The 22193-nt window shown below is 56.0% G+C and carries 26 protein-coding genes, 1 tRNA gene and 3 pseudogenes; 19 read left to right on the forward strand and 11 right to left on the reverse strand.

What is annotated here, in order from left to right; all coding sequences use genetic code 11:
* Positions 1-101: 101 nt before the first annotated feature.
* The 9 genes from thrS to QK296_RS11690 all read left to right on the forward strand — a co-directional run bounded on the left by thrS (position 102) and on the right by QK296_RS11690 (position 7556).
* Positions 102-2024 (forward strand): threonine--tRNA ligase, encoded by a 1923-nt coding sequence (gene thrS, locus QK296_RS11650; protein ID WP_282390932.1) that lies wholly within the window; start codon positions 102-104, stop codon positions 2022-2024.
* Positions 2024-2575 carry a translation initiation factor IF-3 gene (gene infC / locus QK296_RS11655; RefSeq protein ID WP_015884933.1) on the forward strand — a complete coding sequence of 184 codons (552 nt, stop codon included), beginning with the start codon at positions 2024-2026 and terminating at the stop codon, positions 2573-2575. The genes thrS and infC overlap by 1 nt, the downstream gene beginning before the upstream one ends.
* Before the next feature lie 59 nt (positions 2576-2634).
* The gene (rpmI, locus tag QK296_RS11660; protein WP_002553160.1) at positions 2635-2829 is read left to right on the forward strand and encodes a 50S ribosomal protein L35; all 195 of its coding nucleotides are present in this window, start codon (positions 2635-2637) and stop codon (positions 2827-2829) included.
* 29 nt (positions 2830-2858) lie between these two features.
* Positions 2859-3215 carry a 50S ribosomal protein L20 gene (gene rplT, locus QK296_RS11665; protein WP_003192488.1) on the forward strand — a complete coding sequence of 119 codons (357 nt, stop codon included), beginning with the start codon at positions 2859-2861 and terminating at the stop codon, positions 3213-3215.
* 109 nt (positions 3216-3324) lie between these two features.
* Positions 3325-4341 (forward strand): phenylalanine--tRNA ligase subunit alpha, encoded by a 1017-nt coding sequence (gene pheS, locus QK296_RS11670; RefSeq protein WP_003192486.1) that lies wholly within the window; start codon positions 3325-3327, stop codon positions 4339-4341.
* Between the two features lie 26 nt (positions 4342-4367).
* Positions 4368-6746: a phenylalanine--tRNA ligase subunit beta gene (gene pheT / locus QK296_RS11675; protein ID WP_282390933.1), complete on the forward strand. Its 2379-nt coding sequence runs from the start codon at positions 4368-4370 to the stop codon at positions 6744-6746.
* A 3-nt stretch (positions 6747-6749) separates the two neighbouring features.
* A complete protein-coding gene (ihfA, locus tag QK296_RS11680; RefSeq protein ID WP_002553164.1) occupies positions 6750-7052 on the forward strand; it encodes an integration host factor subunit alpha in 303 nt (100 codons plus the stop codon).
* Entirely contained in the window at positions 7033-7389 is a 357-nt protein-coding gene (locus QK296_RS11685; protein ID WP_003174972.1) for a MerR family transcriptional regulator, read from the forward strand. The genes ihfA and QK296_RS11685 overlap by 20 nt, the downstream gene beginning before the upstream one ends.
* 90 nt (positions 7390-7479) lie before the next feature.
* Positions 7480-7556 (forward strand) — tRNA-Pro (locus QK296_RS11690).
* A 79-nt stretch (positions 7557-7635) separates the two neighbouring features.
* Here QK296_RS11690 and QK296_RS11695 read toward each other — a convergent pair.
* Positions 7636-8052 (reverse strand): annotated as a pseudogene (locus QK296_RS11695) (tyrosine-type recombinase/integrase); the annotation flags it as partial.
* Positions 8021-8473: a hypothetical protein gene (locus QK296_RS11700; RefSeq protein ID WP_282390934.1), complete on the reverse strand. Its 453-nt coding sequence runs from the start codon at positions 8471-8473 to the stop codon at positions 8021-8023. The gene QK296_RS11700 and the pseudogene QK296_RS11695, both read right to left, overlap by 32 nt.
* 62 nt (positions 8474-8535) lie before the next feature.
* Between QK296_RS11700 and QK296_RS11705 the strand changes: the two genes are divergently transcribed.
* The 3 genes from QK296_RS11705 to QK296_RS11715 all read left to right on the forward strand — a co-directional run bounded on the left by QK296_RS11705 (position 8536) and on the right by QK296_RS11715 (position 9832).
* Entirely contained in the window at positions 8536-9096 is a 561-nt protein-coding gene (locus QK296_RS11705) for a hypothetical protein (RefSeq protein ID WP_282390935.1), read from the forward strand.
* Positions 9093-9452 carry a hypothetical protein gene (locus QK296_RS11710; RefSeq protein ID WP_282390936.1) on the forward strand — a complete coding sequence of 120 codons (360 nt, stop codon included), beginning with the start codon at positions 9093-9095 and terminating at the stop codon, positions 9450-9452. The genes QK296_RS11705 and QK296_RS11710 overlap by 4 nt, the downstream gene beginning before the upstream one ends.
* Before the next feature lie 161 nt (positions 9453-9613).
* Positions 9614-9832, forward strand: a complete 219-nt coding sequence (locus tag QK296_RS11715; protein ID WP_282390937.1) for a hypothetical protein — start codon at positions 9614-9616, stop codon at positions 9830-9832.
* A gap of 8 nt (positions 9833-9840) precedes the next feature.
* Here QK296_RS11715 and yejK read toward each other — a convergent pair.
* Positions 9841-10849 (reverse strand): annotated as a pseudogene (gene yejK / locus QK296_RS11720) (nucleoid-associated protein YejK).
* Between the two features lie 109 nt (positions 10850-10958).
* Between yejK and QK296_RS11725 the strand changes: the two are divergent.
* Positions 10959-11429 carry a hypothetical protein gene (locus QK296_RS11725; protein ID WP_282390938.1) on the forward strand — a complete coding sequence of 157 codons (471 nt, stop codon included), beginning with the start codon at positions 10959-10961 and terminating at the stop codon, positions 11427-11429.
* Here the strand turns inward: QK296_RS11725 and QK296_RS11730 are convergent.
* Complete coding sequence (locus QK296_RS11730) at positions 11380-11718, reverse strand: hypothetical protein (RefSeq protein WP_282390939.1); 339 nt, start codon at positions 11716-11718, stop codon at positions 11380-11382. The genes QK296_RS11725 and QK296_RS11730 overlap by 50 nt on opposite strands.
* Before the next feature lie 461 nt (positions 11719-12179).
* Here QK296_RS11730 and QK296_RS11735 point away from each other — a divergent pair, with 461 nt between their 5' ends.
* Positions 12180-12392: a hypothetical protein gene (locus QK296_RS11735; protein WP_282390940.1), complete on the forward strand. Its 213-nt coding sequence runs from the start codon at positions 12180-12182 to the stop codon at positions 12390-12392.
* 210 nt (positions 12393-12602) lie between these two features.
* On the opposite strand, the gene QK296_RS11740 is transcribed toward QK296_RS11735, so the two are convergent.
* The 4 genes and pseudogenes from QK296_RS11740 to QK296_RS11755 all read right to left on the reverse strand — a co-directional run bounded on the left by QK296_RS11740 (position 12603) and on the right by QK296_RS11755 (position 14107).
* Positions 12603-12845 (reverse strand): hypothetical protein, encoded by a 243-nt coding sequence (locus QK296_RS11740; protein ID WP_282390941.1) that lies wholly within the window; start codon positions 12843-12845, stop codon positions 12603-12605.
* A 310-nt stretch (positions 12846-13155) separates the two neighbouring features.
* Positions 13156-13317, reverse strand: a pseudogene (locus QK296_RS11745) (site-specific integrase); the annotation flags it as partial.
* A gap of 225 nt (positions 13318-13542) precedes the next feature.
* A complete protein-coding gene (locus QK296_RS11750) occupies positions 13543-13830 on the reverse strand; it encodes a type II toxin-antitoxin system RelE/ParE family toxin (RefSeq protein ID WP_169856080.1) in 288 nt (95 codons plus the stop codon).
* Positions 13820-14107, reverse strand: coding sequence for a type II toxin-antitoxin system Phd/YefM family antitoxin (locus QK296_RS11755; RefSeq protein WP_120248907.1), 288 nt, complete (start codon positions 14105-14107; stop codon positions 13820-13822). Before QK296_RS11755 ends, QK296_RS11750 begins: the two co-directional genes overlap by 11 nt.
* A 178-nt stretch (positions 14108-14285) precedes the next feature.
* On the opposite strand from QK296_RS11755, the gene QK296_RS11760 reads away from it, so the two are divergent.
* A complete protein-coding gene (locus QK296_RS11760; protein WP_120248906.1) occupies positions 14286-14486 on the forward strand; it encodes a hypothetical protein in 201 nt (66 codons plus the stop codon).
* Here the strand turns inward: QK296_RS11760 and QK296_RS11765 are convergent.
* The gene (locus QK296_RS11765) at positions 14483-14863 is read right to left on the reverse strand and encodes a hypothetical protein (protein ID WP_282390942.1); all 381 of its coding nucleotides are present in this window, start codon (positions 14861-14863) and stop codon (positions 14483-14485) included. The two genes, QK296_RS11760 and QK296_RS11765, sit on opposite strands and share 4 nt — an antisense overlap.
* 202 nt (positions 14864-15065) lie before the next feature.
* On the opposite strand from QK296_RS11765, the gene aqpZ reads away from it, so the two are divergent.
* Positions 15066-15761 carry an aquaporin Z gene (gene aqpZ, locus QK296_RS11770; RefSeq protein ID WP_338137058.1) on the forward strand — a complete coding sequence of 232 codons (696 nt, stop codon included), beginning with the start codon at positions 15066-15068 and terminating at the stop codon, positions 15759-15761.
* A 56-nt stretch (positions 15762-15817) separates the two neighbouring features.
* On the opposite strand, the gene QK296_RS11775 is transcribed toward aqpZ, so the two are convergent.
* Both QK296_RS11775 and QK296_RS11780 read right to left on the reverse strand, forming a co-directional pair.
* A complete protein-coding gene (locus tag QK296_RS11775; protein WP_282390943.1) occupies positions 15818-17161 on the reverse strand; it encodes a hypothetical protein in 1344 nt (447 codons plus the stop codon).
* A gap of 9 nt (positions 17162-17170) precedes the next feature.
* A complete protein-coding gene (locus QK296_RS11780; protein WP_282390944.1) occupies positions 17171-18511 on the reverse strand; it encodes an AAA family ATPase in 1341 nt (446 codons plus the stop codon).
* A 355-nt stretch (positions 18512-18866) separates the two neighbouring features.
* Between QK296_RS11780 and QK296_RS11785 the strand changes: the two genes are divergently transcribed.
* From QK296_RS11785 to gspG, 3 genes are read left to right on the forward strand one after another with little or no spacing between them, the layout of a single operon-like run.
* The gene (locus QK296_RS11785) at positions 18867-20564 is read left to right on the forward strand and encodes an ATPase, T2SS/T4P/T4SS family (protein ID WP_282390945.1); all 1698 of its coding nucleotides are present in this window, start codon (positions 18867-18869) and stop codon (positions 20562-20564) included.
* Positions 20561-21757 carry a type II secretion system inner membrane protein GspF gene (gene gspF / locus QK296_RS11790; protein WP_003192476.1) on the forward strand — a complete coding sequence of 399 codons (1197 nt, stop codon included), beginning with the start codon at positions 20561-20563 and terminating at the stop codon, positions 21755-21757. The genes QK296_RS11785 and gspF overlap by 4 nt, the downstream gene beginning before the upstream one ends.
* A 20-nt stretch (positions 21758-21777) precedes the next feature.
* A complete protein-coding gene (gspG, locus tag QK296_RS11795) occupies positions 21778-22188 on the forward strand; it encodes a type II secretion system major pseudopilin GspG (RefSeq protein WP_282390946.1) in 411 nt (136 codons plus the stop codon).
* Positions 22189-22193: the final 5 nt, after the last annotated feature.

Here is a 22193-nt window from a genome sequence, read left to right on the forward strand (position 1 = left end):
GGCAGGCGTTCATTATTGAACGGCCTGGTGTTGGATCTTGTACTGGCTCATCCCAACCCACGTGACCTTTGGTAGGGGTCACCACTAGGAGAGGAGGCGCCATGCCAACTATTACTCTTCCCGACGGCAGTCAACGTTCATTCGATCATCCGGTTTCCGTAGCCGAGGTCGCCGCATCCATTGGTGCAGGCCTGGCCAAGGCCACCGTGGCCGGCAAGGTCGACGGCAAGCTGGTTGACGCCAGCGACCTGATCACCAGCGACGCCAGCCTGCAAATCATCACGCCCAAGGATCAAGAGGGGCTGGAGATCATTCGCCACTCTTGCGCGCACTTGATTGGCCATGCGGTCAAGCAACTGTACCCAACCGCCAAGATGGTGATCGGCCCGGTCATTGAAGAAGGCTTCTATTACGACATCGCCTATGAGCGTCCTTTTACTCCGGACGACCTGGCGGCCATCGAGCAGCGCATGCACGCGCTGATCGAAAAAGATTACGACGTCATCAAGAAAGTCACCCCGCGTGCCGAAGTGATCGACGTGTTTACCGCGCGTGGCGAGGACTACAAACTGCGTCTGGTGGAAGACATGCCGGACGAGCAGGCCATGGGCCTGTACTACCACGAAGAATATGTCGACATGTGCCGTGGCCCGCACGTGCCGAACACGCGCTTTCTCAAGTCGTTCAAGCTGACCAAGCTGTCCGGTGCCTACTGGCGCGGTGATGCGAAGAACGAACAACTGCAACGGATCTACGGCACGGCCTGGGCTGACAAGAAGCAGCTGGCCGCCTACATCCAGCGCATCGAAGAAGCCGAAAAACGCGACCACCGCAAGATCGGCAAGCGCCTGAACCTGTTCCACCTTCAGGAAGAAGCGCCGGGCATGGTGTTCTGGCACCCGAATGGCTGGACCCTGTACCAAGTGCTTGAGCAGTACATGCGCAAGGTGCAGCGCGAAAACGGCTACCTGGAGATCAAGACCCCGCAAGTGGTTGATCGCAGCCTGTGGGAGAAATCCGGGCACTGGGCCAACTATGCCGACAACATGTTCACCACCCAGTCGGAAAACCGCGACTACGCCATCAAGCCGATGAACTGCCCGTGCCACGTGCAGGTCTTCAACCAGGGCCTGAAGAGCTACCGCGAGTTGCCGATGCGCCTGGCCGAGTTTGGTGCCTGCCACCGTAACGAGCCATCGGGTGCGTTGCACGGCATCATGCGTGTGCGCGGCTTCACCCAGGATGACGCCCACATCTTCTGCACCGAAGAGCAGATGCAGGCCGAGTCCGCAGCGTTTATCAAGCTGACCATGGACGTTTATCGCGATTTCGGCTTTACCGACGTCGAGATGAAGCTGTCCACTCGTCCGGAAAAGCGCGTCGGTTCCGACGAGCTGTGGGATCGCGCCGAAGCGGCACTGGCCGCAGCGCTCGACAGTGCGGGCCTTGCATACGATCTGCAGCCGGGTGAGGGCGCCTTCTACGGTCCGAAGATCGAGTTCTCGCTCAAAGATTGCCTTGGCCGTGTCTGGCAGTGTGGTACCCTGCAGCTCGATTTTAACCTGCCGATCCGTCTGGGAGCCGAATACGTCTCCGAAGACAACAGCCGTAAACACCCGGTTATGCTGCACCGGGCGATCCTCGGCTCGTTCGAACGGTTCGTCGGTATCCTGATCGAGCACTACGAGGGCGCGTTCCCTGCGTGGCTGGCTCCGACCCAGGCAGTGATCATGAATATCACTGATAAACAGGCAGATTTTACCGCTGAAGTTGAAAAAACTCTCAACGAAAGCGGGTTTCGTGCCAAGTCCGACTTGAGAAATGAAAAGATCGGCTTTAAAATCCGCGAGCATACCTTGCTCAAGGTTCCCTATCTCTTGGTTATCGGAGATCGGGAAGTCGAGATGCAGACTGTCGCTGTGCGTACTCGTGAAGGTGCTGACCTGGGCTCGATGCCCGTCGCCCAGTTCGCTGAGTTCCTCGCGCAAGCGGTTTCCCGGCGTGGTCGCCCAGATTCGGAGTAATTATTATTAAGCGTGAAATGAGACAAGATAAACGAGCTGCACCGAAAGCCCCGATCAACGAGAATATCTCGGCACGCGAGGTTCGGTTAATTGGCGCTGATGGCGAGCAGATTGGCATCGTCTCGATTGATGAAGCGCTTCGTATTGCAGAAGAGTCCAAGCTGGACCTGGTGGAAATCTCCGCCGATGCAATCCCACCTGTTTGTCGGGTGATGGACTACGGCAAATCGATCTTCGAAAAGAAGAAGCAGGTTGCCGCAGCGAAGAAGAACCAGAAGCAGATTCAAGTAAAAGAAATCAAGTTTCGTCCAGGGACGGAGGAAGGGGATTACCAGGTAAAACTGCGCAACCTGGTACGTTTCCTGAGTGATGGGGACAGGGCCAAGGTATCCTTGCGATTCCGCGGCCGTGAGATGGCCCACCAGGAGCTGGGGATGGAACTCCTCAAGCGGGTTGAAGCTGACCTGCTCGAGTACGGTTCGGTCGAACAGCATCCTAAGATGGAAGGACGCCAGCTTATTATGGTCATCGCCCCGAAAAAGAAGAAGTAATCAACAGGGCACGGCAGGCCTTCTGATTATGTTTATCAACTGAATGCGGAGTACCGAACATGCCAAAGATGAAAACTAAAAGTGGTGCTGCTAAGCGGTTTCTGAAAACTGCTAACGGCATCAAGCACAAGCACGCTTTCAAGAGCCACATCCTGACCAAAATGTCGACCAAGCGTAAGCGTCAACTGCGCGGTAGCAGCTTGCTGCATCCGTCTGACGTGGCAAAAGTCGAGCGCATGCTGCGCCTTCGTTAATTTTGGTTCAAGAATAGAGGAAGTAACTCATGGCTCGTGTAAAGCGTGGCGTCATGGCCCGTAAGCGTCACAAAAAAATTCTGAAACTTGCTAAAGGCTACTACGGCGCGCGTTCACGCGTATTCCGTGTTGCCAAGCAAGCGGTAATCAAGGCAGGCCAATACGCCTACCGCGACCGTCGTCAGAAAAAACGTCAGTTCCGCGCTCTGTGGATCGCTCGTATCAACGCTGGTGCACGTGTTAACGGTCTGTCCTACAGCCGTTTCATCGCTGGCCTGAAAAAAGCGTCCATCGAAATCGACCGTAAGGTTCTGGCTGAACTGGCCGTGAACGAAAAAGCGGTGTTTGCTGCGATTGTCGAGAAAGCTAAAGCCTCCTTGGCTTAAGTACCCCCGACAGTCACCCTGGGCTACTCCTGTGGCTCAAGGTGGTAAACGTCATAAATAGGGGAAGAGCCTTCAAGCTCTTCCCCTATTTTGTATCTGGAGTCTGTACATGGAAAACCTGGACGCGCTCGTCGCCCAAGCCCTTGAGGCTGTGCAAAGCGCTGAAGATGTAAATGCCCTGGAGCAAATCCGGGTTCACTACCTTGGCAAGAAAGGTGAATTGACTCAGGTGATGAAGACCCTGGGAAATCTGCCCGCTGAAGAGCGTCCGCAAGTCGGTGCGCTGATCAACGTCGCCAAGGAGCGTGTCACAGAGGTTCTCAATGCGCGCAAGGCGTCGCTCGAGGAGGCCGATCTTGCGGCCAAGCTCGCCGCCGAGTCCATTGACGTGACCTTGCCTGGTCGTGGCCAGGCTTCGGGCGGTCTGCATCCGATCACCCGGACTCTGGAACGTATCGAACAGTTCTTCACCCACATCGGCTACGGCATTGCCGAAGGCCCTGAGGTCGAAGACGACTACCACAACTTCGAGGCGCTCAACATCCCAGGCCACCACCCGGCCCGGTCGATGCACGACACCTTCTATTTCAACGCCAACATGCTGCTGCGCACCCATACCTCGCCGGTACAGGTCCGCACCATGGAAGCGAACAAGCCGCCGATCCGCATTGTCTGCCCAGGCCGTGTGTACCGTAGCGACTCGGATATCACCCATTCGCCGATGTTCCACCAGGTCGAAGGCCTGCTGGTTGATCGCGATATCAATTTCGCCGACCTCAAAGGCACCATCGAAGAGTTCCTGCGGGTGTTCTTCGAAAAAGAGTTGGCGGTGCGTTTCCGTCCTTCGTTCTTCCCGTTCACCGAGCCATCGGCTGAAGTCGACATGGAATGCGTGATGTGCAGCGGTAAAGGCTGCCGTGTGTGCAAGCAGACCGGCTGGCTGGAAGTGATGGGCTGCGGCATGGTTCACCCCAACGTGCTGCGCATGTCCGGGATCGATCCGGAAGAGTTCTCGGGCTTTGCCTTCGGCATGGGCGTTGAGCGTCTGGCCATGCTGCGTTACGGCGTGAACGACTTGCGTCTGTTCTTCGACAACGACTTGCGGTTCCTTGCGCAATTTCGCTAGTCGTAACGAATCTTTAGGAGAGCAGGATGAAATTCAGTGAACAATGGCTGCGTGGCTGGGTAAGCCCGCAGGTAGATCGCGACGAGCTGGTTGCTCGTCTGTCGATGGCCGGTCTTGAGGTCGATAGCGTTACGCCGGCCGCCGGAGTTTTCAGCGGCGTGGTGGTGGGCGAGGTGTTGAGCACCGAGCAGCACCCGGATGCCGACAAATTGCGTGTGTGCCAGGTCAGCAACGGCTCGGAAACCTTTCAGGTCGTGTGCGGAGCGCCTAACGTGCGCCCGGGCCTGAAGATCCCGTTCGCCATGATCGGCGCCCAGTTGCCGGGCGACTTCAAGATCAAGAAGGCCAAGCTGCGTGGCGTTGAATCCAACGGCATGCTGTGCTCCCAGGCTGAGCTGCAAGTGGGTGAGAGCAATGATGGCTTGATGGAGCTGCCGGCCGACGCGCCAGTGGGTCAGGACATCCGTGTTTACCTGGAGCTGGAAGACGCCAGCATCGAGGTCGACCTGACCCCCAACCGCGGCGACTGCCTGTCCCTGGCTGGCCTGGCCCGTGAAGTGGGTGCGCTGTACAACGCGCCTGTCACCCGTCCAGTGGTCGCTGCCGTACCGGCGGTACACGACGAAGTACGCTCGATTGAAGTATTGGCGCCCAACGCTTGCCCGCGTTACCTGGGGCGTGTGATCCGTAACGTCGACCTGTCCAAGCCAACCCCGCTGTGGATGGTCGAGCGCCTGCGTCGTGCCGACGTGCGCAGCATCGACGCCGCCGTCGACATCACCAACTACGTGATGCTTGAACTGGGCCAGCCGTTGCACGCGTTCGATCTTGCCGAAATCAACGGCGGCATCCGCGTGCGTATGGCCGAAGAGGGTGAGAAGCTGGTGCTGCTCGATGGTCAGGAAGTCAGCCTGCGTGGCGATACCCTCGTGATCGCCGACCACGCACGCGCCCTGGCGATTGCCGGCGTGATGGGTGGCGAGCACAGCGGTGTATCCGCGACCACCCGTGATGTATTCCTTGAAAGTGCGTTCTTCGACCAGATCGCGATCGCTGGCAAGGCCCGTTCCTACGGCCTGCACACCGATGCGTCGCACCGCTACGAGCGTGGTGTGGACTGGAAGCTCGCCCGTGAAGCCATGGAGCGCGCCACCGGCCTGCTGCTGGAAATCACCGGTGGCGAAGCCGGCCCGATCACCGAAACCGTCAACGAACAGTTCCTGCCGTCGATTGCGCCGATCACCTTGCGTGCCAAAAGCGTTGAGCAAATGCTCGGCCTGGTCATCGAGCCGGCTGAAATCGAGCAACTGCTGTCTGCGCTCGGCCTGGGTATTTCTGCGGGTGGGGAAGGGCAGTGGCAGGTTGCAGTACCTAGCCATCGCTTCGACATCAGCCTGGAAGTCGACCTGATCGAAGAGCTGGCGCGCCTGTACGGCTACAACCGCCTGCCGGTTCGCTATCCGCAAGCACGCCTGGCACCGCAACCCAAGGCCGAAGCGCGTGCGCACCTGCCCGAACTGCGTCGTTTGCTGGTTGCCCGTGGTTACCAGGAAGCAGTGACCTATAGCTTCATTGATCCTAAACAGTTCGAACTGTTCAACCCTGGCGTTGAGCCGTTGCTGCTGGCCAACCCGATCTCCAACGACATGGCCGCCATGCGTTCCTCGTTGTGGCCGGGCCTGGTGAAGGCACTTTCCCACAACCTGAACCGCCAGCAAGACCGCGTGCGCCTGTTCGAAAGCGGCTTGCGTTTCGTCGGCCAGCTCGATGGCTTGAAGCAAGAGCCAATGCTGGCGGGTGTTGTCTGCGGCAGCCGTCTGCCGGAAGGCTGGGCGCAAGGCCGTGAGGTCGTGGACTTCTTCGACGTCAAGGCTGACGTGGAAGCGGTGCTGGGTTTTGCCGGTGCGCTGGACGCCTTTACGTTTGTACCGGGCAGCCACCCAGCCTTGCACCCAGGCCAGACTGCACGTATCGAGCGTGAAGGTCGCCTGGTGGGCTTCGTCGGCGCCATTCACCCGGAACTGTCGAAAACCCTGGGTCTGGACCGTCCAGTCTTCGTGTTTGAGCTAGTCTTGGCTGAAGTTGCGTCGGGCAAAATGCCTAAATTCAGCGAGTTGTCGCGCTTCCCTGAAGTGCGTCGCGACCTGGCCCTGATCGCCGACCGTGAAGTCGCTGCCACTGCAGTTCTGGATGTAATCCGTGAAAATGCAGGGGAATGGCTGACAGACCTCAGGCTATTTGACGTCTATCAGGGTAAAGGCATTGATCCGCATAGAAAAAGCCTCGCAGTTGGCTTGACCTGGCAGCATCCATCGCGCACTCTTAATGACGATGAGGTGAATACCACGACGCAAAATATCCTCACCTCGCTCGAACAAAGGTTGAACGCCACGTTAAGGAAGTGACGTATGGGGGCTTTGACGAAAGCTGAGATGGCGGAACGTCTGTACGAAGAGTTGGGTCTGAACAAGCGCGAGGCCAAGGAATTGGTCGAGCTGTTTTTTGAAGAGATCAGACACGCTCTGGAAGACAACGAACAGGTCAAATTGTCCGGTTTCGGCAATTTTGACCTGCGAGACAAACGCCAGCGGCCTGGCCGCAATCCAAAAACGGGAGAAGAAATCCCGATCACGGCTCGCCGTGTGGTCACCTTTCGTCCAGGGCAGAAGTTGAAGGCCCGAGTTGAGGCTTATGCTGGAACCAAGTCATAACGACGAGCTACCCGTCATCCCAGGCAAACGCTACTTCACCATTGGTGAAGTCAGCGAGCTGTGTGCGGTAAAACCGCACGTGCTGCGCTATTGGGAGCAGGAGTTTCCTCAACTCAACCCCGTCAAACGCACCGGGAACCGTCGGTATTATCAGCGCCAGGACGTGCTGATGATCCGACAGATCCGCGCGCTGCTGTACGACCAGGGGTTCACCATCAGCGGCGCACGCCAGCGTATGTCCGGTGATGAAGCCAAAGACGACACCACCCAATACAAGCAACTGATCCGCCAGATGATCTCCGAATTGGAAGATGTATTGGTGGTGCTGAAAAAATGATTCAAGCTTTAAAAATACTTCCACATTTCAAAAGCTTGCGGTATATTCCGGTTCGCTTCGTTAAGAAGTGAACCCAGTAACACGCCTAGTCGGGGCGTAGCGCAGTCCGGTAGCGCACTAGCATGGGGTGCTAGGGGTCGAGTGTTCGAATCACTCCGTCCCGACCATATTATTCAATGACTTAGGCCAATGTTCACAGCATTGGCCTTTTTCATATGCGTGACATTTGCGTGACTTCTCGTTTTTTCACGCCTGCTTCCTCTTCAAGATTGTCAGTATCGGTCCGCGAGAATCGGTTGCTGATACCATGTTCGCAGCTTCAACCAGATGCCCGAGCTCAGCGCCCGAGTAGTGACTGGCGATGCTGCCGTTTTTGTATCCCAGTAGGGCCTTGCGGTCTTCCTCGGTTACGCCTGCCGCACGCAGCCGGCGGCCAAACGTGTGTTTAAGGTCATGGATCCTGATGGATGCATACCCAGGGTGAGCGGGGCGAAGGTTTTCCTCCTGCCAGAGTTTCGCCGCTCTCACCCGAGCCTTCTTCCAGGCCGAGTCGTTCATGCGGTGCATCGCGGTGCCGTTGTATGGGAAAACCCATTCCTTGTTTATACCGCGCTGCTTTTCGATGATCGACCTAGCCACGCTGTTCAGCACCACCAGCCTCTCGCTCTTCCGGCTTTCGGATCAAGCCCAAGCGCACGCCTTCATCGCGAACAATCAAGATGTCGTCGCCATAGCCCCATGGATTCTCGAAACCGTTATCCATCACGGGCTGGAAATACCCGTAGCGCATCGTTTTTCCAGTGAGTACGAACGCACCGATAGACCCGACAAGGCTCTTCAGGGGGCCGCCGTGCGAGAAGCCATCCCACGAGCCCTCCCTCGTGACGTTGATGCGGGCGCCGGTGTAGTCATCGAACAACCAGACGATATTTCGCCGACCGTTGAGAGCGAGGTATGCGTCGTGCCCGGTACCCGTATTGCGAAAGAAGCGCGGGCCGCAATTGGCGATCACCCTGAGGAATTCGTTCGCAGCCATGATTCGGTCCAGACGCTGCTGGCCGATGGTTTTGTTTTCTGTAGGCATGGGAAGTCCTTGCGGGCCATGCCCGGGTGGTGGAGGGTAGGGAATTGAGTTGTACTGATGATATGATCGCCGCATGGATAGGGAGTCGATCAATGGGATACAGGGCGGCGTTTTACTGTGCAGTGGTATTTCTATTAATTGTTTTAGCAATTGCAATGAATCTAGAATTGTGGGGCAGTAAGTTGTTTTGGGATGAGGCTAATAAGTATGGCCTTTTCTTTACGATATTCGGTACTTTGTTCGCTGTAGGAACGTTTCTCTATGTGGGCATGTATGGCGAGAGGCTGAAGCGCCGACATAGAATTCCTGAGACCCATAAAGATTTACAGCAATTACTTCTTGAGGTACGGCACCAATTGAAAGATTGGAAAGGTCGCGAGAATGAAATTGTTGATCTTTTTTATCAAATAAATGGTCATCTTGAAAATGTGAGCCAAAAACTGGATGGTCCTGAAAAAGCTCTAGCAAAGAAGCTTTCCGCGTCAATTGCTCGGGAGGGAGCTATATACATTTTTAGGCGAAAGTTAACGGAAGATGCAAGCTGGGTTATTCAGCGGAATCTGCAAAAATTTGTTACCCAGCTTGGCGCAAAACATCAGGACAATGAGGTGGAAAGGGTATGAACGACACTAGATTTTCTAATATGGTTGCTAGGCTTATCGAGGAGACGGCACGCGGGCGTATGTCTTGGCGGTTGAATCAGGCACCTAGAAGCATTATAGATGGAACTGAGGATCGTATCGGCTTGTACTTCGAAGGGACGTTTAAAGAAACAAAATTTTCCATTTATGAATTGCGTTTCAAAAACTTTACAGATGAGGAAGCATATAATTGGAGCTCCACGGTTGTATTGGCCATCGTAGACTACGACGATAGGGTTCTTTGGACCCAGAGTAATTACCGCGAACTGTATGAGCTTTATGATGATGTTCGCAGGAAAGCTAGCGGAGTTGACAAGCTACTCGACTATTTCCGATAGGCTTCATCAGTCAACACAGACTCTAGCAATTGCCGCTTCGTGTTCGGCGAACATATCAAATCGGGTGTCCGAGTAGTCAAGCAAGGGATGTGCCAGCTGGCGCTATTCAGTGATATGGGGTATTACGGGTGACCGGCATGGAGCCGGATCAAGGAGCGGATATGCCAAGCGTTGAAACATTCAGTGATGAAAGCCAAGGCCACCAGTTCGACATTGAGGTGCGACACCACACGAACGGGTTCACTTATCAGCTCAGCATTCCAGGCCTGCCGCCAATCCGACCTGGCGACCAACTGTTTGCCTCGCTGGATAAGGCCAGGCAGCACGCGCGCGAGCAAGCCTGGCGCCTTATTGACCAGCTAGTGAAATCTCAGCGGTAAGCAATGTCTCAGGACGAGGCGCGCTTGAGCTGTTCGGTAAGTTGAGTTGGAAGGCCGCGTGGCGTCAGCGTGCTGCCGGCTTCGTCGAATTCGATTCTGTCGCCCAGCAGGTGCCCCTCGAAGCTGATCGACAGCCCCTCGGCCCGACCGGTGAATCGCCGAAATTTGTTGAGGGTCTTCTTGTCCGGCGGCAGGGTCTCGGATATTCCGTAATCCTTTGCCTTGATGAAGTCGTAGAAGTTCTTCGGCCGGTCTTCATCGATCAGGCCCGACAGCTCATCGAGGGTTATTGGCTCCCCTAGCTTGGCCTGGGCCATTGAGTAGCTGACCAGCGTGTGCGTCTTCTCGCGGGCTGACTCTTCTGGCAAATCCTCGCTTTCAACAAAGTCGCTAAACGCCTTCAGCAGCGTGCGGGTTTCGCCCGGGCCGTCGATCCCTTCCTGGCAGCCGATGAAGTCGCGGAAGTAATCGTTGATCTTGCGGCCCTGTTTGCTCTTGATGTACGAGATGTATTGCTTCGACTGCGGGTTGTTCTGCCACATCGCTGATGTTGATGCGTGCGGCAAGACGGACATGGTCCAGGTCCAGGCGCTTTACCGTCATCAGGTGGAGCTCCTCGGTCATAGTCACCGCTTCGGTTTCCTGTACTACGGCAACGACGAGGTGTTCGGTCATACCTTGCCGATAATGGCAGAAGAGCGCATGCCCGCCAGTGGTGAGGTTCGACTCTTCCATTAGCTTGGTCAGGTGATCGGCTGCGACGACGCTGAAGTTGAAGAAGTCAAAACCGCCGGCCAGGTACTTTCTAAGCCATCCGCTAAGTGAGTGAGCGCCGGGCTCCGCATGGAAGAAGCCCCAGGCCTTGCTGGTTGCGGCGTTATAGCTTTCGTTGAGCTGGTGCATCAGTTCGTCACGGGCTTGGCTCTCTACTTGCTCGTCGCCGCTAAGGAACAGAACGGCCGGAGTGCCGTCTGGCTTCTTGTCTATCTTGTGGATTGCGCTGTGAAGTATGGGCAATGCGTTTACCTCAGGTAGGCGCCGCCCTCTGTGACCGGTGGTGGCAATTTGGTTTGGGTTGGGTTAAACAGGTGTCGGCAATTTGCCACTAACAGATGGAGCTGAAAGCGTGGAAAAAGCAGATTTTGACTACGACTATGACCAATTTCGTGGTGAGTTGAACACGGTGACATATGCGTACAAACGCATAAAAGACAAACTTATGCAGAATTTTGAGCATTGGAAGGAGCTCGGCCCAAAATTTCTCAGCGATCAACTCTCTGTAGAGGTCGGTGAGGGGGGGGAAAGTGTCGCCGGCGTCGTCGTCGGCAAGCATTTCTCCATCTCTTTAACGCCTCTAGCGATAGAAAATGATAACTACGCTCTTGCCGTTCTAACCACTGTCAATTCAGTAAGTAAGCTTCCTGTAGAGATTGATCGTTTCCTCGTATCGATAAACGGGGATGTTCTATCTATGGAAAGAGAGGTGCTTTTGGACTGGGATAACGAATATCAGAGCCTAAAACTGTTGGTCGCTGTGGCTCGGCGCGTCATTCGAGCTGATTCGGCGTCTGTACAGTCTCGTCTCCCGGCTCCCTAATCAACTCGAGCATACTTTCGCTGTAGAATTTACGCGCCACGTTTTCGCTAATCACGATTTCGTGGCGCGGATAACGTAAGAATGCGATCAGCTCGTCGTCGGGCATCAAGTCCATTTTCATGAAGGCGATCTGCAGGACCTCGCTGATGATCGGCACCTGGCCGCGAAGCCGGATACGCTCCATGGCCTGCTCGATGCCGGGCCTGACCTTGTGCCGCAATGCTTTCTCGGCGACCGCCAGCCGCTTCTGCGCGGCCTTGGCCGATCGTTCCTGAACAGTCTTGGCCATGGCCTACCTCTTCTATTCTGCTGGCCGGCAGTGCGAGCCAGGTTTGACGTTTACGTTGCTGGGTGCGGGCTATGCGGCGCATGAATCGACCTTCACCTACTGTATGGGCGCACAGTAATCAATGTATTGCAGGTTTGGGGAGTGGTGCTCGTCGGCAGGACGCCGGTGGCGGGATTTCGCGTTAGAGTTTCTTCCCCAAAACGCAACCGTTTGGACCAATGTTTATTGAGTTTAGAAGAGTCGCAAAAGTGGGTGTTTTTGGCTAGTAGTTTTAGGGGCAACCCCTTGATATTAAAGGCCTTTAGCGTTTCTTATACGGCATCCCAGGCTTCGACACCAGCAATTGCCTATCAGTAGGTCAGCATGAAAAAAAGGACTTACCACTGATCGCCATCATTTCGCCTTAGTAAGCATGGTGTTTTTCAGGTAGCCTCTCCGTTTTATTTGAGGAGCGCTAGGCAATGGGCAAGGGACTGTACTTGGTGTATTTCATCGTCGGTTTATTACTTGTAAAGATGAGCTTCGATTTGTACCAATCTGGCGTAAAAATACTGGTGGACTACGATCAATGTCAGAGGCTAGAAGTCCCAGAAAAAGCCGAATGCGAGCAAAATGTGGAAGGCCGTTCGGGTATCTGGTCAAAAGTCGTCCTCTCTGTTGCAGGCAGAATCTGAGCTAAACTGTAGGAATATACAACGTTAAGTTATTGATTCTTATGGGGTGGTCTATGTTCTTTGAAGATCACCTGAAACGGTGTGTATTCCTTATGGAATAATAGCTTGCGCCTGTTTTGAGGCCAACTTGACATGGTGGGATACTTGCGCGCCACAGTCCAGGTTCAACTCTGCACGTCCGCACGCAAGAACTGACGCTCTTAAGCTCAGTCAGTCTGACCAGCTTTCGTCTACGATAAGCTTCCGGTTGATATCCACCTGCTCGACAGATTGCGTTCTCCCGAAACCTCTAAGTGCCATGTGATCTTTGTAGATGACCGTGCCTACGACCTGGCCTTCTGAATTAACGACGGAGTACTCGCTGATATCTTCCTGGGCCATAGATCCTTTCGATACAGACTTAACGTATTTCAGTTCTTCGCCTTGGTTCAACTTTACCTTGCTCTGCCACATAAGTCGTTCCTTCAGATTTTTATGGGCTCTTAACGTATCACAACGCAGAGCATGCGCTATCGGAAGCCTTGCGCAAAACCTCGGCTACAGGCACGGGTTTCCGTTTGCATAAGCACAAAAAGGAGGATGATTTGCCACTAGCAATAGGGCGCATATTCTTTATAAAACAATAGGTTAGATGGCTACAGTACCCAGCATGGGGTGCTAGGGGTCGAGTGTTCGAATCACTCCGTCCCGACCATATTATTCAGTGACTTAGCCGAACTCTAACCAGTTCGGCTTTTTCATGCGTAGGGACTTTTGCGGGGAATCATCCCGACTTCCTCCTCAAGAGGGTCAGCGCTGGCCCGCGAGAGTCAGTTGCTGACACTTTGTTCGCAGCCTCAATCAGATGCTGCAGCTCCGGCGTAGAATAGTGGCTGGTGATGCTGCCGTTCTTGTGGCCCAAAAAAGCCTTGCGGTTCTCCTCGGTTGTCCGCCGCTCTCATTCACACCTTCTTTACTAGCTAAAAAAGGCAAAATTTTGAAGGTGAAACTGCGTAGGGTTCAATCCTTGGCCGGTGAGCAGTTCAAGGCCGAGTACACCGTCATTAAGATCCTTGAGCACCGAAAGGCGATAGATCGGTTACCAATAAGTTTCCAGCGCAACCTGGCTTGAAGACAAAGCCCGCTAGCGAGCGGCCCTCCTCGCATTTGTCTACCGTTTCCCTGCCTGCTCGTAGACTGAGCTGCGTTCGCGTTTTCCGACGGCCAGAACCAAGATGACAATCCGCTCATCCTCAACGCGGTATACAAGCCGATAGCCGGCGCCGCGCAATTTGATCTTGTAACAATCTTTCATACCGTGAAGCGCGTCACTTGGCACTCGCGGTCCGGCCTGTCGCTCCTGGAGCTTTTTCAGAAACTGGAGACGTATCGTACCGTCGAGTTTTCGCAGTTCCTTGAGCGCCTTCGGATCCCATTCAACGTCGTAATCAGCGCCCATTGGCTATATCTGCCTCCGCCTCGCCAATCAGATCGTCGAGAGATACTCGAACGGGTGTTTCGTTGGCGTCGAGCCGAGCCTTGACCAAGTGAATCAGTTCCAGCTCGTCCAAGCGCTCTACCATCGCTTCGTAGACATTTGCCGGAACCATGTAGCCCATAACGCGGTTGTGGTTCAGTACCGCCACGGGCAGGCCATTGGCGCCGCTCAAGACGGATGATGGGTTTTTCTTGAGTTCGGAAACGCTCACCGCCACGTCAGCCAGAATATTTTGCATAGATAAGACTCCTATATAGGTCTTAATTCTGGTCTTTTTGTTATGGGGTGGCAAGTGTTCCCCTAAAGTTCAGAGCATGCTCGCATTTACAGAGCTTGATCGCTGAACTATCGAGGCCGGTGCAAACTGGCATATGATTACCAGCAGCTCATTGAGCTACTGACTGAGGCAGATCATCATGCGTAAAGCTAATACCGAAGAATCCAGCCTATTGGCGGATTTCTTCAGTAACGCCTCCTATGAAACCAAGCGTGAGGTTTTCCGGGAGGTGCTTCACAAGGCAAGCGCTTCCCAGCGTGAGGTGGTTGCACGCGCGGCAAAAATCAAAGGCTCACTCTCCGCTGGTGACTCTGTCAGAAATAAAACGTCTGACGCCTAGTTTTGAGTAACCATTAAACGCCCGGCTTGTCTGCTGGTTTTTTTCGTTTTGCGCATCCGTTGACGCAACGCTGAAAAATGAGGTGGGAATTGAAACGCAGCCTGTTTGCCGGGCTGGTGCAAGGTGTGGAGGATATGAGCGAGCACCGCAAGGGAAATATTACGCTTCGTCAGTACGAAATGAGCAAAACCAGTGCTTGTCAGGCGGGTCAGGATGAAGCTGGGTACGTTGAAGAGCTTGGAGTAGTCGAAGTCCAACCCAAATTCCCAGGCTGCGCTGCCGATTAAGTGGTCAGCGCGTCCCTGAAACCTTGAAGCCCGGTCATGCGCCGGGCTTTCTGCATCTGGCTCAAGGCTTTTCAGCGTTAGCCTTTTCATGCAGGGCAGCTATGCCCTCAATCTCGACTCTCTACAGATGCGGTAGACACTGCCTATACCGCCATCGTGGAGATGTGTAAGTTCGACGGCCTGTTGCTGAGCGGTCTCAGCCCAAACTGCGATAAGTGCGCCTGGGAAGTTTCCTACATTCCGCGTCAGGGCTTGCTTGTTAGGCTCCAGCTCTTTGAGCTTAAGGAGTTCCCTGATGACAAAACGTCTAGCCGCCGAGTTCTTCGGCACATTCTGGCTGGTACTGGGTGGTTGCGGCAGTGCCGTTCTGGCTGCCGCCTTCCCTGAGCTGGGCATCGGCTTTGTCGGCGTGGCATTGGCATTTGGCTTGACGGTATTAACCATGGCCTACGCCGTCGGCCATATTTCCGGCGGTCATTTCAATCCGGCGGTCACTCTGGGTTTGCTCGCCGCGGGGCGTATTGATGGCAAGGATGTGCTGCCCTACATCGTCACTCAGGTACTAGGTGCGATCGCAGCTGGCGGGGTGTTGTACCTGATCGCCAGCGGCAAGGCCGGGTTTGATGTGTCGGCGGGGTTTGCCACCAATGGTTACGGTGAGCACTCTCCGGGTGGTTTCTCGTTTCTGTCAGTGGTGGTCACCGAGTTTGTACTGACTGCGTTTTTCCTGCTGATCATCCTGGGTGTTACCGATAAAAAAGCACCGGCCGGATTTGCGCCGCTTGCCATTGGCCTCGCCCTGGTCTTGATTCACTTGATCAGTATTCCAGTGAGCAATACATCCGTTAACCCGGCGCGCAGCACTGGCGTGGCGATTTTCCAGGGCGGTTGGGCGGTCTCCCAGTTATGGGTGTTCTGGGTGATGCCTTTGGCAGGTGGTGCGTTTGGTGGCCTTGTGCATCGTTTGGTATTCGCGACAAAGTCCTAGGCGGTAAGAGTGAAGGCTGTCCTTTTTGCAGTCGACGGTAGTTTTTAAATCCATGCCTAGAGCCCTCCCTCGTTGTATTGTTGGCTGTAGCGGTGCATGACCCACGGCGTGCACAACCTGACAATCGCAAGTGACGGTGCCCACTCAGGCGCGTGGACAACCGGGGTGTGTTCTGCCTCACGCCCCGGTAGCCAGAACTCCAGCGCAATCTCCTTGTGGCGCTGTTCAGCGTCACGTAACAAGTGATTGTGCGTCAACAGGCCGTATACCTCTATGTTGTTGAAGTCCTGCTCAAGTTTAGTGAGCCCCACGTCTTGGTTTTTGCTGGCTGCGCAACGTTCTGTGGGCGGGTGACGGTAGTATTTGAAGTCGATGACTTTCACTTGGGTTTGAGTATTCAGCACAAGGTCAGGGCGGCGTTCGATACCATTGCGATGGAATATCTGCGCACGCGTGGCCAGCCAGTGTTTCCTTAACATGGGCGTTGATAAGGTCGATGGTAAATGATCGAAATCACAGGTCATGAAGCCCATCATGCCTGGTTCGCCTTGGCCGGTTGCGGCATGGTGCAGGCAGACCGACTCCCAGACGGCCCAGAAATTCTTGATGCCCCAGATCTGCCCTTGGCGCTGCCCATGGGTGTGTCCACCGTATAAATAGCGCTCCAGCACCCCGTGTAACAATCGATAGTTGCTACCGCGTAGCGATTCTTGGCGGTTGATTTCGCGCAATAAATATTGCAGGTGCTGCCGTGTACGTAAGCATTGTTGCCGGTCTATGCCAAAGAGAGAGTCATTGGCGGCCAGGTGTCGATGCCTGAAGTGGGCTGCTATTGCTTGAGCATCCGCGCTGAAACTGCCCCATCTGCAGGCCGGGTCTATTCCCAGAAACGCTCGATAAAAGTCGTCGGCGATGAAGCAGTACAAACCGACAATATCGGACATGCCATAGCAGGCTTCACGTCGTGATCCTGGCGTCCGCTCAAGATAAGGCGCGCCATTGTTATCAAACACCGCCAGGTGCAGGTGTCGCTCAAGATGCCGGGTCACGTCCCAAGGTTGTTGTGCAATCCTTTTGCGTAGAGACAGCAATCCAAGCGGGTCAGCACGGTCGAAGAGCTCATCCAGGCCCATGGCGTCACAAAATGAGATACCACCATCACCTTCTTGAAGTCCTGGCTCTGAGTGCTCCTCCAATCCATCCAATTGACCCAGTCGCTTGAAAGAGCGGCGCGTGCGACGAAAGACCGCGAAGCTTTTGTAGAGCACAGCCAGTGCTTGAGCGGGCGCCATACCACTCATGCCGAATGGTACTTTCAGTTGGTAACTGCCGTCAGGCTGAGTAAAAATCCCCACGGCGCCGTCATCACTTTCCTCCAAGAGCATGTCATGTATGAGCATCACTGTGACCTATGCCCGTTCAGTGGTATGTGTGCCCACAACCGGGCTTGTAGGGGGGGTGTCAAAGAGTCGTTCAATAAAGAGGTCTGCGTGGTCGACAAACTGGCCAAATGTCCGGAGGTCGGCGGTGGGTACGCCGAGCTTTTTTGCCAAGGGCGATTTGTCCCGCTCGAACACGCTGTCCCACAGATAAAGAAAGAGTTTGCCGTGGATGTCGGCGTTGAGGATTTTATGAGTGGTGATGCCTGAGTTGAGGTTGCATAAGTGCTCGAGGAACACCTCGATGACCCGATCGTTTCCGCGTTTATGCCGCTTGGAAAGATAATAAGAAGACGTTTGATCGTACTCGATCGCTCTCAACTTATTGTGCGCAGCGCTTTCATCATATTGGGCAAAGGCAAAAATGCGCTCTTGGACGAGCGGGGGCAGTGTTTTGACAAAATCGACTAACGCTTTATCGAATGCGTCGCTGTTGTCTCGGCCGGAGTTTGCGACGGTGACGCCTTTGGACAGCTTGTTGAGCAAGGCCATGTTTTCTTTGTACTTCACGCCTAGCGTAGGCTCAGCCTTGGCCTTGATAAACCAGGGGCCAATCAACTTGTCGTCCATGTTACGGGATGGGCACTCGGCCAGGATAAAAGCATTGAGAGCATTAAGAACCATTTTCCAGTTACGCACAGGCGATGCGGTAACCATTGCTGTGGCCTGATCACTCGGGACATTGTCAAAATTTGCCGGGCAGAATTCGAAGTTCCATCGCCTTTTGAACGCAGAATCCATGAAAAATACAGACTCGTCACTGGTGTTCATGGTTGCGATGAGAAATAGGTTAGGCGGGAGTTTCAAGCGCCGGGCATCGAGCAGGGTTTGGAGTTCCTGTGGCAGATGCTGCCTTGTCACCGGGCCCTTTTTCAACTCGGTGTCCAGCGCTTTAATGATCAAGTCTGACACGCTGATTTCGTAGCTGGACCATCCATCATCAGCACGGTCGAGCAACTGGAACACATCGCCGAAGATCTCTGCGCAGTTGCCACGGTTTATCTCATCAATCAACAGCACCACATTGGCAACCGTTTGGCCGTTGGCGTGGTTGGCCCAGTAGCTGTAAGCGCTGGACAGCGCACGTATGAAGGGGCCTGCGTACATGGTGTAGGAGATCGACCCTTCGTCAGACAGGGGTAACAAGCGTGCTACAAACTCACCATAGCTGTAATCCGGGTGAAAGGTTACCGGCACTACATTGTTGCCCTTGGCATCGACTCGCTCTGCCTTGTCAGTGCGTGCCAAATAGCTTTTGCTGGTACCCGGCGGGCCGAAGAGGATGAGTTGGTGCGGAAGGGGAAAGTCCATTTGACGTGCGTTCCTTGTTGTCGACGTGACGGGCTTGGAATTTGAATAGTATCAAAATGCCATTTTTTTATGGTGGTGGGTACCCATTCGATGGTCGTATGGATGCCACCTAAATAAAATATACACAACGGCGAATGTTTTTTGATGCTTGCGTTTGGCGATGCGTAGAGAGCCAGAGCTGGATCATGGTTATTTATTTCCCTTTATTGCCGAGCTCCCGGAACTAGCACCGAAACTTCCAGTCGATTAACCCAGTTAACTCCGACTGCGGCCTAAGGAACTAATGGCACTGCGCTTGTATTGTCCGGTAGTTCCAAATAGCCATACCTTTTTCGCAAGTTAAATACCTCAGACTATGTCGTCAATGCCTCTCGATGCCTGCCATCTGCACATCCCGCACACCGACCAAGTGTGCGCGTGGCTGATGCAGCACGCCGGGCTCAAAACCGCTGATCTGGAACGCGCCCAGCGTTTATCCACTGAGCCTGGCGACCTGCTCGGTTTACTCACGCGCTTGGGCTTGGTGTCTGAAATCGAACTGGCTCGCGCCTGGGCTGATTTGCTGGATGCGCCACTGCTGTTGGCCGACGCCGCGCCGCCGTTACTTGACCCGCTTCCCGTGCTCACCGAGCGCTTCATGCGTCATTACCAGGTAGTGCCCATGGGTTGGCATCAGGGCGGGTTGCGCGTAATGGCCGCCAACCCCGCGCAGTTATATCCGTTCCAGGCCCTGGCGTATGCCTGTGAGGTGCCGGTGTGGCTGGCCATCGGTTCGCGTACTGAAGTCGACGCGCTGATCGAGCGCTATTACGGCCAAGGCCGTTCCGCCATGGGCAGCCTGATCGAAAACCTCGACGAGCAGGGGGGCGCCCTGGAAGATATCGAACACCTCAAGGACATGGCTTCGGAAGCACCGGTGATTCGCCTGGTCAACCTGATCCTGCAGCGCGCGGTGGAACAGCGCGCTTCGGATATCCATATCGAACCCTTCGAAAACCAACTCAAGGTGCGCTACCGCATCGACGGTGTGTTACACGACGCCGAAGCGCCGCCGGCCAGTTCGTCGGCGGCGGTGATCTCGCGGGTGAAGATCATGGCGCGCCTGGACATTGCCGAACGGCGCCTGCCTCAGGACGGGCGCATCATGCTGCGCATTCAGGGCAAGGCGTTGGACCTGCGGGTGTCCACGGTGCCCACCAGCTTTGGCGAGTCGGTGGTGATGCGCCTGTTGGACCGGCAAACCGTGCAGTTCGACTTCCCCAGCCTGGGCTTTGATGGCCCACGCCTGGCGGCCTTTTTGGACCTGTTGGCGCGGCCCCACGGCATCCTGTTGGTCACCGGGCCTACGGGCTCGGGCAAAACCACCACGCTCTATACCGCGTTGTCGCAGCTCAACACGGCTGAACGCAAGATCATCACCGTGGAAGACCCGGTGGAGTACCAGCTTGAAGGCATCAACCAGATCCAGGTCAAGCCGGCCATCGGCCTGGACTTTGCCGGAGCGCTGCGCGCCATCGTGCGCCAGGACCCGGACGTGATCATGATCGGCGAAATCCGCGACCTGGAAACCTGCCGTATCGCCGTGCAGTCCTCCCTCACGGGTCACTTGGTGCTCTCAACCCTGCACACCAACAGCGCCGCGGCGAGCATCACGCGCTTGCTGGACATGGGCGTGGAAAGCTACCTGATTGCCTCCACGGTCAGCGGTATCCTCGCCCAGCGCCTGGTGCGCCGCCTGGACTCTGCCACGCGCGTGGCCTTCCAGGCCCCAGCGCAATTGATCCAGGAGCACGGCCTGGATCGCCTGACCGAGCAGCGTCCCATCCTGCTTTACCGCGGCGATTATCACGGCCGCAGCGCCCTTACTGAATTGCTGGTGATGAACGATGAGTTGCGTGGCCTGCTGATGGGCCGCGCCGACGCCGCCAGCCTCGAACACGCCGCCCGCCGCGCCGGTTTGCGCACCTTGTATGAAGACGGTTTGCGCCAGGCCCTGGCCGGTGTCACGTCCCTGGAAGAAGTGCTGCGCGTCACCCGTGGTGACGACACGTGAGCCTGTTCAAGTTCCGTGCGTTGGACAGCCAGGGCGTGGCCCAAAGCGGCACGCTGCAAGCTATTGACCAGGCCGCTGCCGTCGCCGTCTTGCATCAGCGTGGCTGGTTGCTGCTGCACATCGAAACGGCCAGCGGCCCCTTGTTGCGCCAGGCACGCGGGCAGTTGAAGGGCGCAGCGCTGGTGAGTTTTACCCAGCAATTGGCCACGCTACTGGGTGCCGGCCAGCCCCTCGAACGCGCTTTAAACCTGTTGCTCAAGCAAGCCCGCCATCCCCAGGTGCGGGCCTTGATCGAGCGCATTCGCGATCAGGTCAAGGCCGGCAAACCGCTGTCGGCGGCGCTGGAGGAGGAGGGCGGTACGTTTTCCCCGCTGTACCTGAGCATGGTGCGCGCCGGTGAAGCCGGCGGGGCGCTGGAAGGCACCCTGCGCCAGCTCAGCGACTACCTGGAGCGCAGCCAGTTGCTGCGCGGCGAGGTGATCAATGCGCTGATCTACCCGGCATTCCTGGTGGTGGGCGTACTGGGTTCCCTGGCGCTGTTGCTGGCCTATGTGGTGCCGCAATTCGTGCCGATTTTCCAGGATCTGGGTGTACCGATTCCACTGATCACCCAGGTGATCCTGGCGCTTGGCGAGTTCCTCGGCGCCTATGGCCTGGTGGTGCTGGCCGGGTTGTCGATCAGTGGATGGGTCCTGGCAGCGCGCCTGCGCGACCCCCTGCGCCGTGAGCGTTACGACCGTCACCTGCTGGGCATCCGCGTGATCGGCCCGCTGTTGCAACGGGTGCAAGCCGCCCGCCTGGCCCGCACCCTCGGCACGTTGCTCAGCAATGGCGTGGCGCTGCTGCCCGCGCTGGTGATCGCCCGGCAGGTTTGCAGCAACCGTGCGCTCCAGGCGCAAGTGGCGCTGGCGGCGCAACGGGTCAAGGGCGGCGGCACCCTGGCCGATGCGTTCGGTCGCCAGCCGCTGTTACCGGAGTTGGCGCTGCACATGATCGAAGTCGGCGAACAGGCCGGCGAACTGGACAGCATGCTGCTCAAGGTTGCCGACATTTTCGACGTCGAGGCCAAGCGCGCCATCGAACGCTTGCTCGCGGCAATGGTGCCGACCCTCACCGTGGTCATGGCGGTGCTGGTGGCGGTGATCATGCTCGCGATCATGCTGCCGCTGATGAGCCTCACCAGCCATATATGAACTTTCAAGGAGCAGAACCGATGAAAACCCGACACCGCCAAGGCGGCTTCACCCTTTTGGAAATGCTGGCGGTGATTGTGCTGCTGGGCATTGTCGCGACCATTGTGGTGCGCCAGGTCGGTGGCAATGTGGACAAGGGCAAGTACGGCGCGGGCAAGGCGCAACTGGCCAGTTTGAGCATGAAGATCGACAGCTACGCCCTGGACGTGGGTGCGCCGCTCAACAACCTGCAACAGCTGCTCGACAAGCCCGCCAGTGCGTCCAACTGGGCCGGCCCCTACGCCAAACCGTCGGAGTTGAAAGACCCGTTCGGCCATGGGTTTGGCTATCGCTTCCCCGGTGAGCACGGGGCCTTCGACCTGATCTTCTACGGCCAGGACGGCCAACCCGGCGGCGAGGGCTACAGTGCCGACCTGGGCAACTGGGAATAACCCGC

This window comes from Pseudomonas sp. AL10 (genome assembly GCF_029960685.1).
Classification (GTDB): Bacteria; Pseudomonadota; Gammaproteobacteria; order Pseudomonadales; family Pseudomonadaceae; genus Aquipseudomonas; species Aquipseudomonas lactis.